Origin of the sequence: Undibacterium sp. Tian12W (genome assembly GCF_049339405.1) — a bacterium.
Taxonomy (GTDB): Bacteria; Pseudomonadota; Gammaproteobacteria; order Burkholderiales; family Burkholderiaceae_D; genus Undibacterium.
Genome location: NZ_JBMPPK010000012.1, coordinates 46,683 through 61,694, shown reverse-complemented (window position 1 = coordinate 61,694; position 15,012 = coordinate 46,683). Strand labels below are relative to the sequence as shown.

At 52.4% G+C, this 15,012-nt stretch carries 13 protein-coding genes; 5 read left to right on the top strand and 8 right to left on the bottom strand.

Features of this window, described 5'->3' with window-relative positions:
• Window positions 1-28 precede the first annotated feature (28 nt).
• From kdpB to ACO0LI_RS16280, 5 genes are all read left to right on the top strand, one after another.
• A complete protein-coding gene (kdpB, locus tag ACO0LI_RS16300; RefSeq protein WP_423033741.1) occupies window positions 29-2,197 on the top strand; it encodes a potassium-transporting ATPase subunit KdpB in 2,169 nt (722 codons plus the stop codon).
• Window positions 2,198-2,224: 27 nt separating this feature from the next.
• Complete coding sequence (kdpC, locus tag ACO0LI_RS16295; protein ID WP_423033739.1) at window positions 2,225-2,827, top strand: potassium-transporting ATPase subunit KdpC; 603 nt, start codon at window positions 2,225-2,227, stop codon at window positions 2,825-2,827.
• Between the two features lie 18 nt (window positions 2,828-2,845).
• A complete protein-coding gene (kdpD, locus tag ACO0LI_RS16290) occupies window positions 2,846-5,563 on the top strand; it encodes a two-component system sensor histidine kinase KdpD (protein WP_423033737.1) in 2,718 nt (905 codons plus the stop codon).
• Window positions 5,564-5,577: 14 nt separating this feature from the next.
• Window positions 5,578-6,285, top strand: a complete 708-nt coding sequence (gene kdpE / locus ACO0LI_RS16285) for a two-component system response regulator KdpE (protein ID WP_423033735.1) — start codon at window positions 5,578-5,580, stop codon at window positions 6,283-6,285.
• A gap of 96 nt (window positions 6,286-6,381) precedes the next feature.
• On the top strand, window positions 6,382-7,116 hold the full coding sequence (locus tag ACO0LI_RS16280; RefSeq protein ID WP_423033733.1) for a TorF family putative porin: 735 nt from the start codon (window positions 6,382-6,384) through the stop codon (window positions 7,114-7,116).
• Window positions 7,117-7,270: 154 nt separating this feature from the next.
• On the opposite strand, the gene ACO0LI_RS16275 is transcribed toward ACO0LI_RS16280, so the two are convergent.
• The 8 genes from ACO0LI_RS16275 to ACO0LI_RS16240 all read right to left on the bottom strand — a co-directional run bounded on the left by ACO0LI_RS16275 (window position 7,271) and on the right by ACO0LI_RS16240 (window position 14,999).
• Window positions 7,271-7,837: a hypothetical protein gene (locus ACO0LI_RS16275; RefSeq protein ID WP_423033731.1), complete on the bottom strand. Its 567-nt coding sequence runs from the start codon at window positions 7,835-7,837 to the stop codon at window positions 7,271-7,273.
• A gap of 11 nt (window positions 7,838-7,848) precedes the next feature.
• Window positions 7,849-8,274, bottom strand: coding sequence for a hypothetical protein (locus ACO0LI_RS16270; protein WP_423033729.1), 426 nt, complete (start codon window positions 8,272-8,274; stop codon window positions 7,849-7,851).
• Window positions 8,275-8,337: 63 nt separating this feature from the next.
• Window positions 8,338-8,985 carry a hypothetical protein gene (locus tag ACO0LI_RS16265; RefSeq protein WP_423033727.1) on the bottom strand — a complete coding sequence of 216 codons (648 nt, stop codon included), beginning with the start codon at window positions 8,983-8,985 and terminating at the stop codon, window positions 8,338-8,340.
• A 17-nt stretch (window positions 8,986-9,002) separates the two neighbouring features.
• Window positions 9,003-9,947, bottom strand: coding sequence for a 4-hydroxy-tetrahydrodipicolinate synthase (gene dapA, locus ACO0LI_RS16260; RefSeq protein WP_423033725.1), 945 nt, complete (start codon window positions 9,945-9,947; stop codon window positions 9,003-9,005).
• A 43-nt stretch (window positions 9,948-9,990) separates the two neighbouring features.
• Window positions 9,991-10,395, bottom strand: a complete 405-nt coding sequence (locus ACO0LI_RS16255) for a hypothetical protein (RefSeq protein ID WP_423033723.1) — start codon at window positions 10,393-10,395, stop codon at window positions 9,991-9,993.
• 125 nt (window positions 10,396-10,520) lie between these two features.
• Complete coding sequence (locus ACO0LI_RS16250) at window positions 10,521-11,951, bottom strand: hybrid sensor histidine kinase/response regulator (protein ID WP_423033721.1); 1,431 nt, start codon at window positions 11,949-11,951, stop codon at window positions 10,521-10,523.
• Window positions 11,952-12,087: 136 nt separating this feature from the next.
• Window positions 12,088-13,152, bottom strand: a complete 1,065-nt coding sequence (locus ACO0LI_RS16245) for an ABC transporter ATP-binding protein (RefSeq protein ID WP_423033719.1) — start codon at window positions 13,150-13,152, stop codon at window positions 12,088-12,090.
• Window positions 13,153-13,220: 68 nt separating this feature from the next.
• Window positions 13,221-14,999 (bottom strand): ABC transporter permease, encoded by a 1,779-nt coding sequence (locus ACO0LI_RS16240; protein WP_423033717.1) that lies wholly within the window; start codon window positions 14,997-14,999, stop codon window positions 13,221-13,223.
• Window positions 15,000-15,012: the final 13 nt, after the last annotated feature.

Sequence of the window (15,012 nt, the reverse complement as noted above, 5' to 3'; positions counted from 1 at the left end):
GACTCACTCGTAGTTTAAGGGGATTAAAATGTCTAGTACCAGTGTACAAAAGTCGATAGACAGCAAAGTCAATACAGCCGCCAAACCTGGCGCTGGACAAGCTGGCGACTCCATATCCGGCGGCAAGCCACGCCTGTCGCTGTTTGACAGCAGCCTGATCATGCCTGCCGTCATCGATTCATTCAAAAAACTCAGCCCACGCACGCAATTGCGCAGCCCTGTGATGTTTGTCGTGTATGTAGGCAGCATCATCACCAGCATGCTGTTCGTGCAATCCCTGATGGGTGAAGGGGAAGCCAGCCCTGGCTTTATCCTGGCGATTTCCATCTGGTTATGGTTCACTGTTCTGTTCGCCAATTTTGCCGAAGCACTGGCAGAGGGACGCAGCAAGGCCCAGGCCGCTTCCCTGCGCGCATTGAAGCAAACCGTGATGGCCAAGAAACTGGCGATACCAAAACATGGCACCACCTGGCTGCCAGCCCAGGCCAATGACTTGCGCAAGGGCGATGTGGTACTGGTCGAAGCCAATGACGTCATTCCTATCGATGGTGAAGTCATAGAAGGTGTAGCGACAGTCGATGAAAGCGCCATCACCGGTGAATCTGCACCCGTGATACGTGAATCAGGCGGTGACTTTTCTGCCGTCACCGGCGGTACCCGCGTCTTGTCTGACTGGCTGGTGATGCGCGTGACATCCAACCCCGGCGAAGCCTTCATCGACCGCATGATCGCCATGGTAGAAGGCGCGAAACGCCAGAAGACCCCGAATGAAGTTGCCCTGACCATTTTGCTGGTGGCCCTGACCATTATTTTCCTGGTGGTGACTGTGACCCTGTTGCCATTCTCACTGTTCAGTGTCGATGCCGCCAAGGCAGCGGGTTTTGCTTCTGCCCCTATCTCTATCACGGTGCTGATCGCCTTGCTGGTTTGCCTGATCCCCACCACCATAGGTGGCTTGCTGTCTGCCATTGGTGTAGCTGGCATGAGCCGCATGATGCAGGCGAATGTCATCGCCACGTCTGGCCGTGCGGTGGAGGCTGCTGGTGACGTTGATGTCTTGATGCTGGATAAAACCGGCACCATCACCCTGGGTAACCGCCAGGCATCTGACTTTTTCCCTGCCCCTGGTGTGAGCCTGCCACAACTGGCTGACTCTGCCCAATTGGCGTCTCTCGCAGATGAAACGCCAGAAGGCCGCAGCATCGTCATCTTCGCCAAGCAAAAATACAATCTGCGTGAACGTGAAATGGCCAGCCTGAATGCGACTTTCGTGCAATTCACCGCACAAACCCGCATGAGTGGTGTCGATATCGGTAACCGTCAGATACGCAAGGGCGCTGCAGATTCCGTCAAGAAATTTGTTGAATCCCTGGGTCGCCCCTTCCCTGCCGAACTTAGCAAGACCGTGGATGATATTTCACGCCGTGGCAGCACCCCATTGGTGGTGGTCGATGATGGCAAGGTCATGGGCGCGATAGAACTGAAAGATATCGTCAAGGGCGGTATCAAGGAAAGGTTTGCCGAGCTGCGCCGCATGGGTATCAAGACCATCATGATCACTGGCGACAACCGCCTGACAGCTGCTGCCATCGCTGCCGAGGCCGGTGTCGATGACTTTTTGGCAGAAGCCACGCCAGAAGACAAACTCAAGCTGATACGCAGTTACCAGTCTGAAGGCCGCCTGGTGGCCATGACAGGTGACGGCACCAATGATGCACCAGCACTGGCACAGGCTGACGTGGCAGTGGCCATGGCTTCTGGCACGCAGGCGGCAAAAGAGGCAGGCAATATGGTGGATCTGGATTCCAACCCTACCAAGCTGCTGGAAATCGTCGAGATAGGCAAACAGATGCTGATGACACGCGGTTCGCTGACGACGTTCTCGATTGCGAATGATATCGCCAAGTATTTTGCGATTATCCCCGCAGCCTTTGTTGCCACTTATCCACAGCTCAAGGCGCTGGATATCATGCACCTGACCAGCCCTTCATCGGCCATCATGTCTGCGGTGATCTTCAATGCCCTGATCATCGTCTTCCTGATCCCGCTGGCTTTGAAAGGTGTGAAATACCGCGCCATCGGTGCATCGCTGCTGTTGCGCCGTAATCTGTTGATCTATGGCCTGGGTGGCATAGTCCTGCCTTTTGTTGGTATCAAGCTCATTGATGTCATCCTGGCTGTGTTGCACCTCGCTTGAATTTACATTGCTCAATAAGGAAACATCATGAGTACTATTACAAACAATGACACTGGTAGTTCAATTTTCCGCCCCGCCATCGTCCTGCTCGCCGGGCTGACACTGGTGGTTGGCGTCATCTATCCCTATGCGATGACAGGTCTGGGTAAGGTAATTTTTAACGATCAGGCAGAAGGCAGCCTGATCGTACAGGGTGGCAAGACTGTGGGTTCTTCTCTGATAGGCCAGTCTTTCTCGTCGCCAAAATACTTTTGGGGCAGGCCGTCTGCGACTGGCCCTATGCCGAACAATGCCCTGGCATCCAGCGGTTCCAACTTTGGCCCCACCAATGTGGCGCAATTTGATGCCATCAAAGGCCGGGTTGAGGCATTGAAGGCGGCTGATCCTGGCAATACGGCAAAAATACCTGTCGATCTGGTGACGGCATCGGCCAGTGGGCTTGACCCTGAAATCAGCCTGGCGGCTGCCAATTACCAGCTGGCCAGGGTGGCCCGCGAACGCAAGCTGCAAGAGTCGCAAGTCAAGGCTATCATAGACCAGTTGGCGCAACATCCTGCCCTGGGTTTGCTGGGTGAGGCCAGGGTCAATGTGTTGGCTTTGAATCTGGCACTGGACAAGCTCAGCAAGTAGTTTAAAAATAAGATCAATATGGCCACTAATAGCGAACAACGCCCTGACCCTGATGTCTTGCTTGCCCATGTGCAGGAGCAAGAGCGCAGGGCCACGCGTGGCAAGCTGCGTATCTATTTCGGTGCATCCGCCGGCGTAGGCAAGACCTACGCCATGCTGACTGCCGCCCGCAAGCTGGTGGCCGAGGGCCAGCAGGTACTGGTTGGTGTCATAGAAACCCATGGTCGTGATGAAACCGCAGCCCTGGTCGATGGTCTCGAAGTCTTGCCACCCAGAGTCATCGCCTACCGCGACAAGACTCTCAGTGAATTTGACATAGACACAGCGCTGGAGCGTCACCCACCCTTGATACTGATGGATGAACTGGCGCATTCCAATGCTGCCGGTTCACGCCATCCCAAACGCTGGCAAGATGTTGATGAATTGCTGAGTGCCGGTATTGATGTGTATACCACTGTCAATGTCCAGCATCTGGAAAGCCTGAATGATGTCGTCGGTGGCATCACCGGCATACGCGTCAATGAAACCCTGCCCGACAAGGTGTTTGATGAGGCCGATGAAGTCGTGCTGGTGGATATTCCGGCTGACGAGTTATTGGCCAGGCTCAAGTCTGGCCGTGTTTATAAGCTGCAACAGGCGGAACGCGCTGCCAAGAATTTTTTTCGCAAAGGTAATCTGATCGCCTTGCGCGAACTGGCCCTGCGCCGTACTGCCGACAGGGTAGAAGATGATGTACAAGCTTATCGCATAGAAAAATCCATAGGCACGATCTGGAAGACCGATGCCGCTCTGCTGGCCTGCATAGGCCCACACGGGGATGCCGACCACCTGGTACGCAGCGCCGCCCGCCTGGCCAGCCAGATGAATGCAGAATGGCATGCCGTGTATGTAGAGACGCCGCAGTTGCAAAGGCTGCCATCTGGGCAGCGTGAACGGATTTTGAAAACCCTGAAGCTGGCGCAAGACCTGGGGGCTTTGACAGCAGTATTGACTGGCAAGGACATTGCCCTGGCGGTTGTTGATTATGCCCATAGCCATAATTTTTCACGCATAGTCCTCGGACGGAGTAAAGCAAGCAAATGGCGATTTGCCTGGCGTCAAACGACGCATCTGCATGATATTGCGGCCTATGCACCCGACCTGGACTTGATTGAGGTTGGACAAAGCCGCACTAGTGCTACCGACAATGATCATGAAAAAAATGCAGCGCCTGGCAGTGCCAGTGAGCTGCCCAGCCCGCGCGTACCAGCACGGCATTGGCGTTATGTTTATGCGGTGCTGGCCAGTGTTTCCACCGGCCTGATAGCTACGCCCTTATTTGAGGTATTCAATCTCGTCAATATCGCCATGCTGTTTTTATTGACGGTGGTGCTGGTGGCCGTCAAATTTGGGCGTGGCCCTTCGGTACTTTCCACCATTGTTGGTATTGCTGTATTCGATTTCTTTTTTGTACCACCACGTTTTTCATTCGCAGTCAGCGACCTGCAATACCTGATGACATTCGCAGTCATGCTTTTGGTCGGTCTGATCACTGGTCATTTGACTGCTGATCTGCGCTATCAGGCCAGGGTGGCATCCCACAGGGAATCGCGGGCGCGTGCCTTGTATGAATTCGCCCGTGACTTATCCGGGGTTTTATTGGCAGAACAGATTTCAGAAACCACCCAGCTCATCATACAAAGAGCTTTCCGCGCCCAGGCAACCCTGTTGTTACCGGATGATAACGGGCGTTTGCTACCTCCCAACAATACGGTGAGCGGCCTGGACATGGGCATCGCGCAATGGGCTTTCGACAAGGTAGAAGCCGCAGGCATAGGCACAGACACCCTGCCCGCCAGTAATTTCTTTTACCTGCCGCTGGTGGCCCCTATGCGTACCCGTGGCTTGCTGGCGATACAGCCAGAGAGCAAGCGCTGGATCATGATCCCCGAGCAAAGGCAGCAACTCGATACCTTCGCCGCCCTGGCAGCTATCGCGCTGGAACGCGTGCACTATATCGAGGTCGCGCAAGATGCCCTGATCCATATGGAATCTGAACGCCTGCGCAATTCATTGCTGGCTGCGTTGTCGCATGATTTGCGCACGCCCTTGACTTCGCTGGTAGGCATCTCGGAATCCCTGGCCATGTCCAAACCCACGCTGGCAGATGCACAATTGCATATGGCGCAAGCCCTGCGTGATGAGACCTTGCGCCTGTCTGCCCTGGTGACTAATCTGCTCGACATGGCAAGGATAGAAAGCGGCGAAGTCAAACTGAATCTGCAATGGCAGACTTTTGAAGAAGTAGTCGGCACTTCCCTGCGCATTTGCAGCGCGCAATTGCAAACACATCAAGTGGAAACCAGGCTGGAAGCTGCTTTACCTCTCATCAATTTTGATGCTGTGCTGATAGAACGGGTTTTGTGTAACCTGCTGGAAAATGCCTGCAAATATACGCCAGAAAATTCTCGCATCACCATTTCAGCCGAGCTCAACGGCAGCATGTTGGAAGCCAAGGTCTATGACAACGGGCCGGGTTTGCCAGCCGGGCGTGAAGAAGCCATATTTGAAAAATTTACCCGTGGTGAACGTGAATCTGCACTGCCCGGCGTTGGCCTTGGGCTGGCAATTTGCCGTGCCATTATCGCTGCCCACAAGGGCAGCATGCATGCTGGACATTCGCCCGATGGTGGAGCCTGCTTTGTCTTCACCTTGCCTCTGGGTACACCACCAGCGATGCCAGACCTGGAAGAATAATCAGAAACAAAAAAATGAATACAACTAACCAAGCAATGCCAGTTGCCCTTCTGGTGGAAGATGAGCCGCAAATTCGCCGCTTCGTCCGCAATGCGCTGGAAGAAGAGGAATGGCAAGTCCATGAGTCAGTCAACCTGCAACGCGGCCTGGTGGACGCCGGTACGCGCCAGCCTGACCTCATCATTCTTGATCTGGGTTTGCCAGATGGCGACGGCATCGACTTCATACTTGATGTACGCAAATGGTCTAACGTACCCATCATCGTCTTGTCTGCCCGCGTCAGTGAACAAGACAAGATCAAGGCGCTGGACGCCGGGGCGGATGATTACCTCAGCAAGCCTTTCGGTGTCGGTGAATTACTGGCACGCGTACGCGCCACCTTCAGGCGTCAGCGCCAGCCTGGTGTCAATCTGGATGGCATAGTCCAGTTCGGTGATGTCAAGGTCGATATGAAAGCCCGCCTGGTCACCAAGGCTGGCAATATGGTGAAGCTGACACCGACAGAATTCCGGCTGCTGATGGTGCTGGTCACCAATGTGGGCCGTGTTGTCACCAACCCGCAATTACTGCGTGAAGTCTGGGGGCCCAGCCATTCCGAAAGCGGTCATTACCTGCGCATCTACATGGGACATTTGCGACAGAAACTCGAAGATGACCCGGCGCAACCGCGTTATCTGCTGACTGAGACAGCGATAGGTTACCGCCTGCTCTTACCTAGCTAAAAACATACAAATATTGAATAACCGGCAGCAGTCTTTGCTAGTCGGTGGGACTTTTGCATCCTTAAATTTTGCAAATACTTTTTTGAGAGGACTCAAATGAAAAAACTCATCATGGCAGCAGCCATCAGCACCGTCTTTTTTGCAGGATACGCCAGCGCAGAAGATGCCAAGCCTGAGCATGAAGTCAGCTTCAATGCAGCAGTGACTTCTGACTATCGTTATCGCGGCATTTCGCAAACACGCCTGCAGGCAGCATTGCAGGGTGGTGCTGACTATACTCATAACCCCAGCGGCTTTTATGTCGGCACATGGGCATCGACCATCAAATGGACCAAGGATGCCGGTGGTGGTGGTGATGTAGAAATTGATCTGTATGCCGGCAAGCGCGGTGAAGTCGCTAAGGACATCAGTTATGACGTCGGCATACTCAGCTACGTCTATCCATCAAATGGACTAGCAGTCAGTGCCAACACGACAGAAATTTATGGCCAGCTTTCTTACGGCCCGGCCTATGCCAAATATTCACACTCTGTGACTAACCTGTTCGGTTTTGCCGATAGTAAAAACAGTGGTTATCTGGACCTGGGCGCAAATGTAGAAATGGCCACTGGCCTGACACTGAACCTGCATGCCGGTCGCCAGCAAGTGAAGAACAATGGCGTTTACAGTTATACAGACTGGAAGTTGGGCCTGACCAAAGACTTTGGTATAGTCACAGGTGCAGTAGCCGTCATCGGCACCAATGCCGGTGAAGTCGCTTACGCATCGCCAGCCAACGGCAAGTTCCTGGGCAAGACAGCGCTGGTAGTCACGGTTAGCAAAACGTTTTGAATAAATCCTGATTAACATTGTAGGGTGCGCCATGCGCACCGTTTCCCTTGTCAAAAATGGTGTGAGTGTACGAGAAATGGTGCGCACGGCGCACCCTACAAAACTCAGGTCTCTTTTTTTGAATAGCTTTATTTGTGAATATGGAACAAGGCAATCATGGCAAATAGATTGCCTTGTAAAGCTGTTTCATCGACATATCATTTGCTACATCGAGGTAAATGAACTTGATATGGCACAGATGTTGACATAGCTGACTGACAAATCCCTGGCTTTGCATGCAAGCGATTTTATCTATAGTGATCAGCACTGGTAAATGCGTATTTTTACTGCGTGCCAGTCTGATGCATTTATAGAGTTTTGCCTGTTTTTCTTTATCCCATGTATCCAGTTCTGTATGACAGATCAGCAAATCACTACAAGATAAAGCAGTGACTGCATCTGCATAAAATGGCTTCGGAATATCCATCACAATATCGTGAAAATCGGTATGTCCGGGCACCAGCTCTTTGGTCATGGCATTGGCAGAAAGTAAACTGGATCTGGCGCCCGCTTTGATCTCCAAACGCGACCAAGCAATATTTTCAGCTTTGTTCCGGTATTGATTCGCCTGTTTTCTCTCGCAATTTTGTTTGAGCAATAAAACGTTCCTGCCCGAATGTGCCCGGCGTTCAGCCAGCCTGGTCGCAGTGCTAGAAGTTGCTGCCGCAAAGTCTGCAGTCACTATTGCCACTCTCATGGCAGGTGCAACCCTGAAGAAAACTGCTCATGCATGCCAGCCAACAGTTCTTGAGTTGCCAGCATGATTATTATCAGGGCCAACAATTTTTGCAAACTGATGAGTAGCAGTGCATAGTTCTTTTGACGCGGTCGTTGCTTACCCGGAAGTGCGATTACTAGCTGTATGAAGCTGGGAAAGACGAGCAACAGCATAGCTTCTATTAGCCAGCCATTTCTATTCGTTTGATACGCTGCGAGTGAAGACAGAGATGCTGCGGCCATCAAGCAAACCGAGATGCCAAAGCCCTGCTCAGTTTCTTTATTCTTTTGCTTGATCCCCATGAAGATGCCGATAGCAGTTGCGAGCAGTATCAGTCCAGAAATTATCTGCAATCTCAGGTCTTGTATCTGCAAACAGGCAAGTACAGCAAAGCCAGACAAAGTCATGCTGCTGTATGCAGCCAGTGCAATAAGCAGGCGTTTCATTGCGTGGGTATATATAACTCAGTGACTGGCAAACACTTTGCCGGACAAGACATGCATGGCCTTGATGGTCATAGGGTGAGCAGCAGGGTATTCGCAGACTGACAAGCCATGCTGATACGCCTGATGAAAACTGCCACCGCAGAATAAGGGGTAGGGAAATAATTCTGCAGAGTCCAGCTTGCTGACGAAATCTTTTACCCTGGCCACTTTATCGGCAGCAGCCTGCACATCACTACAGCTCATGACGACCAGGGTGCGCATGCGCGTGTTTTCTGCCTGTGCAAGTTGCATACGCGTGCCTAGTTCATGCTCTTGTAATTGCTCCAGTTGATCAAGGTCGATGACGAGTATCGTGACATGCGCCGCCTGCAAGGCGCTGCGGCTGCCCATACAGTCGCGTGCTTCTGCATCAATGACGATATCCTGGTAATGAAAACCCAGGTTTTCCAGTTCAGCCTGCATGCCCTTGCCGCTGACCCTGCGTACCGTGACTGGTGTGCAATCTATACTGCGGCGGCGGGCACGGCTCCAGTCCAGTGATGAATGACGGGCATCGTTATCGAGCAAGATGAGTTTGCTGCCTGACAGTGTACGCAAGGTAGCGAGGTTGTCGGCCACGATGGATTTGGCGCAGTCTCCCGAGCCATGTGCAATGGTGATGATCATAGGTAATTTCTTTGTGCTTAGCGCACCATGCGCAGCGAGCGGATATTATTGATAACTGGAGCAGGCAAGCGCCTGGCTTTGACAGGCAGGGGTAAATCTGCCAGCCTCTCCAGTTCCTGTGCGAGTTTGATTTTCCCGGCGAGGGACATGGCTGTCATGGGCAAGCGCAGTTCTTCCTGTATCAAACCCTGCATTGCCAGTGCCGCCTTGACAGGTGCCGGATTGGATTCAGAAAACAGCAGACGTATGAGATTCTGCATTTCGGCGAACAGAGCCTGTGCTTCAGGAAAATAATCAGCGCGCATGAGTTCATACAATTGCACGAACAGATCAGGCCGCACATGCGCCGCCGCAGAAATCGCTCCTTGGCCGCCCATGTTCAGCGTATCAAGTAACATGGCATCGTCACCGCATAAAACTTTCAGGTGGCTGCAATTTACCAGGCCCATCATTTGCGTGAGATTGCCGCTACTCTCCTTGATGGCGACAATATTTTTTTGCTTTTCCAGTGCGATAACGGTGCTCAGGTCTATATTCACGCCTGTCCTGGCTGGCACGTTATACAGGACGATATTTTTCTCAGTCGCTCTGGCAATGGTCTCAAAATGCAGGCGCACACCTTCTTGCGAAGGCCGCAGATAAGACGGTGCGCTGACCAGAAATCCTTGCAGATGCTGGTCATCATAGTCGTGCACTTTTTCAGCCAGCAAGTGCGTATCACTACCACTGATACCCATGAGCACAGGGCAAGAATTTTTCGTCACTTCCAGCACGGCAGCCAACAACTGCTTTTGCTCATGCTGAGTCAATGTCGCAGCTTCACCGGTCGTACCACAGACCACCAGGCCGTGCACGCCTGCAGCCATCAATTGCGTAGCAAGTTGCTGTATTTTATCGAGCTCAGGTTTGCCATTTTTAAATGGCGTGACGAGCGGAACCCAGATGCCTTCATAGATAGACATGGTGATCTCTTTTTAAAAATGGTAGTGAGAGTGATGCTGTGAATCAGGCCGCCAGCAGCGGTGTAATTTTCCCGAATTCAGCTTGCGGCAAGGCGCGCATGATGTGACTGATGATGGTATCGACCGAGGACTTGCTCAGGCATAACCATACCTTCATTTTGCTCGCGTGGTCTATCGGTTTGACGCGCATGAACAGAACCAGTTCGCCACAGGATTTGAGTATCAGATGACGCAATTCAGTGATGCTGGCAGCATCAACCGTGATGCGCATGACGAAATCATTTTGTACCAATTTCGCCGGCGTTTTATAAGTAACCAGAGGTTGATTCAGCGCATAGGCGCTTTTACGCTGGCGATGATTTTCAAATAAAAATTTCTCGCGTTTGCAGGACTTTAATACGTCTGAATAATTTTCAGAGGTGTAGGTGTTGTCAGGGTAGTGATTCATCATAATCTCGTGTTGTTTGACACAAAACAAGATTAGCAGCCACGGCGTAAAGATTCTCTAAAAAACAGGGGTAAAAGTCGTAAACAGTATGTAAATTCTTTGCACCCATATCTTACTAATGGTTCTTACTCTTTCGTCTCACTCAGTAATTGCTTGAGGTTCATATGCAGGTTTTCTGCCTGTATGGGTTTGTGCATCAGTGTCAATGCGGCAGCCTTGGCAGCTTCTGACAATTGTGGCGAGATATTGCCGGTGATGAGTATGGCGGGTATCTGCAGATTGAATTCTTCACGCAGCTTGGCAACCAAGTCTATGCCGTTTTCATTGGAACCGAGGCGGTAATCACAGATCAGCAAATCAGGAATCTTGATTTCTTCACTGCACAGTGCCATCGCCTCTTTGCCGGACGTGGCGGTAATGACGCGGGCATCCCAGAGTTCCAGCAAGGCACGCATGGCTGTCAGTATGCTTTCATCATCATCGATAACGACGATCAGGGCTTGCAGCAAGGAGGCGCTGTTGCTGGCCTTGCTGCGGCCATGTTTGTCTGTTACATCCTGGCTGGCAGCCAGAGGCAGACTGATGGCAAATGTCGAGCCCTGGCCAAGTTGAGATTGCAATTTGATGGGGATATTCAAAAGCCGCACCAGTCTTTGTACGATGGCCAGGCCCAGCCCCATGCCTGCGGTGCTGCGTCGGGATTCAGATGCTGACCCTACTTGGAAGAATTCTTCAAAGATGGTTTCCTGGTCATGTTTGGAAATGCCTATGCCGGTATCTTCCACGGCGATTTGCAACTGCTGGTCAAACTCCAGGCACTTGACCACGACCTGGCCTTTTGGAGTATAACGCAGGGCGTTCGCAATCAGGTTGCGCAGGATCTGTTCGACGAGGTCGGCATCGCTATTGACGATGGCCATGCTGTGGTTGATTTCAAAATGCAGGCCCTTGGCGATTGCCTGGGGAGTGAATTCCACATCGAGTTTGCCGAGTACTTCGGCAATCGCAAATTCCTGCAATTGCGGTTCGACGATTTCCGCATCCAGCCGCGACAGGTCGAGCAGATTCGCAAACATGTCATCCATGGTACGTGCGCAGTTTCTGAGATTGTTCACGACAGGGCGCACAGCGGCTGGCAGCTCAAAATTAAACAAGGCACCGAGATAAAGATTCAGCGCATGCATGGGCTGGCGCAGATCATGGCTGGCAACGGCGAGAAAGCGTGTCAGTTCGCTTTGTTGCGCTTCTTGCCGTTTGTTCACTTTCAGCAAGGTCTGGTTGATTTTTTCGAGTTCTTCTTTTTGCGCCTGTATTTCCGCAGTCCTGAGCCTGATTTCAGTTTCCAGCGCCCGCTTCTGCCGTTTCAGGGCGCGCACATGCCAGGTATAAGCCGCAGTAATGATAACAAGTGCCACCAGGGTCAGCGTCAGCCAGAACCAGATGTCTTGCCCTTGCGGCGATATCAGACCAGCGGCAGGCGTGGCCGCGCTGGCCACTTGCCAGGGGCAGACCAGCATGGCAAAGACTGTTAGCAGGCGTTCGCGGAAATTAGCCATCTTGAGGGCATGTGGGGCAAATTAGATGAAATAAGTCCTCAGTATACAGTCTTGAGCAAAATTCCTGCCCTGAATGTAAAAAAGCCCCACATTGTTATTCAATGTCGGGCTTTCCTGGACCGTACAGTGGCTACTTTTAGTATAACCAGAGTTTGTCGGCATCCAGTTGCAGATAATACTCACCGGGACTCAGCTTGAAAGGCGAGTAAGCACGCAAGCCGCCTTCTGTCTGACCAAACAGGCATTCCCAGCGGTCACCGAGATACATGCAGGTCGTCAGTGGCAATTTGATGGCGTTTTCAGTCTGGCTGTCAGTGATCCTGACTTTTTCAAGGCGGATGATGGCAGTCGCTTCTTCTCCGACATTCTTGCCACGCACAGTCGCCCTCAATTGCGCGCCGTTGACACTGATGGTCGCGGTGTCGCCATTGCGCTGGATTACCTTGCCTTTGAGCTTGTTATTGCTGCCCATGAATTCAGCCGTGAACAAGGTGTCCGGCGTTTCATACATGCTTTGCGGTGTGCCCTGTTGTTCTATGACACCATTGTTCAATAACAGGATACGGTCAGAGATTGCCATCGCCTCGCCCTGGTCATGCGTGACCATCAGGGCAGACAGATTTAACCTGACGATCAGTTCACGCAAGAAGGCACGTGCTTCTTCACGCAGCTTGGCATCGAGATTGGACAGGGGTTCATCCAGCAGTATCACTGGTGGGTTGTACACCAGTGCCCGGGCAATCGCCACGCGCTGTTGCTGGCCGCCTGACAATTGATGCGGGAAGCGTTCACCCAGATGACCCAGGCCCAGCTGGCCCAGTACATCCTTGACCTTGTCACTGATTTCGCTGGTGCCCAGCTTGCGCAACTTCAGACCGTAGGCGACATTGTCGAATACTGTCTTGTGTGGCCACAGGGCATAGGACTGGAATACCAGACCCAGGTTGCGCTGTTCTGCTGGTATTTCCAGATTCTTGCTACCATCAAAAATGGCACGTTCACCCAGGGTGATGGTGCCGGTCTTCGGTGATTCCAGCCCCGCTACGGCGCGCAACAAAGTGGTTTTGCCACTGCCAGAGGGGCCCAACAGGGCAACTACCTCGCCACGCTGCAAATTCATCGACACCCCTTTGAGGATGGGGTTGGCGTTCGCGCCGGAACCATATTCCAGGGTTAAATCTTGTACGCTTAATTCAGACATAGTGTGCTCTCGTATAATTTTTTAAGGCTATGTAATGTTTTGTTCTTGTCGCGCTATCAGTGGCTGGCTCAATGACTCAGTTTCACGCCAAAGCGTAAGGCCAGACCCAAACCTATGGCAACCAGAGTGATATTGATAAAGGACAGCGCAGCTACCAAATCAACAGAACCACCCGCCCACAACGAAACGATGAGCGCACCAATGACTTCAGTACCTGGTGACAGCAGATACACGCCAGTTGAATATTCACGCTCAAAAATCAGGAAGACCATGAGCCAGGCACCGAGCAGACCAAACTTGACCAATGGCAGCGTAACGTCCCGCGTGACCTGACCGCGGCTGGCACCAACGGCGCGCGCCGCTTCTTCAAGTTCAGGGCCAACTTGCAGCAAGGCGGTGGAAATCAGGCGCAGACCATAAGCCATCCAGACCACGGAATAAGCAATCCAGACCGAGAAAATGGTGGACCGCAAGGCACGCAATTGCGGTATCACATTTTCTATGAGCCAGATGCAGAAGGCATTATCAAAACCTTTCAGGCCACCTTCGAGCCAGCTGGGCACGAACAGGAACACCCACAGGAAAGACAAACCAGCCAGCAAACCAGGAATTGCACGTGGTACCAGCACGCTATAGTCAAGCAGGCGGGTAATGCCGTCAGGTTTCCTGTGCATCGCCAGCGCGACACCGGCATAGCAAATCACGGCAAGTGCACCACCGATGATACCGATCAGCACGGTATTGAAAATGCCGCGCATCAGCGAAGGTTGCTCAAGTATGTCCTTGAAATGCTGCAGCGTGATCACGTCAGCCAGTTTGACACCCTCACCCCAGTACGAGACAAAGGCACGCAGGACGATGCCGGATAATGGCAGCACGATAGTGAAGATCAGCCAGGCAGCCAAAACAGCAAAGGCCAGCCATTTCCATTTACCCAGTGGCAGCGGTTTTTGGCGCGAGCCCTTGCCCTTGATCGAAACATATTTATTCGCAGACTTCAACAACCAGCGCTGCACCATGACCAGCGGCATGGTCACCGCGACCAGGCAGACTGCGGCTGCGGCCATCAGGTGATAAGACGGCGTACCCAGTTTATTGGTCAGCTTGTACAAATAAGTCGCCAATACCAGATGGCCTTCAGGGTCACCGAGCACCAGCACCAAGCCGAACACTTCAAAGCCAAGGAAGAACACCAGCACAGCAGCAAAGGCCAGCGCAGGCATGATCATAGGCAGGGACACATGCATGGCAACCTGGAAAGGCGATGCGCCAGCGACCCGTGCTGCTTCTTCCACGTCCGAGCCCAGGCTTTTCAAAGCTGCGGATGAATACAGGTAAACGTGGGGCACATGCGTCAGGCCAGCGATCATGACTATGCTGAAGAAGGAATAAATATTCCATGGCTCAACCCCGGTTAATTGCTTGACCCACAGGGTATAGAAACCGACCGGCCCCATCGAGACGACATAGCCAAAACCCATCACCATGGGTGAGACAAAGATAGGTACCAGCAACATTGGTTCTATCCAGCTACGGCCTGGCAAGTCGGTACGTATCATCAAAAAGGCCAGCAAGGCACCGAGAGGCACGGCGATGCCAGCGAGACCGGAGGCAAGAATCAGGCCATTCCAGAAAGCCTGACGGAAGTCAGGGTCGTCAAAAATAAAGCGATAAGAATCCAGTCCCAGTTCTTTTACCGGCGAAAAGAAGGGAGCATTTAAAAAACTCTGGAACAAAATCAGTGACAGCGGCGTAAAAATCGCCAACAGCGTCAGGGTCACCACCAGGCCACGCGGCCAGTTGATTTGCGACCACCGGCTGCGCGGAGGGAGACTCAGGGTGCTCATGCTTAGCCCAATA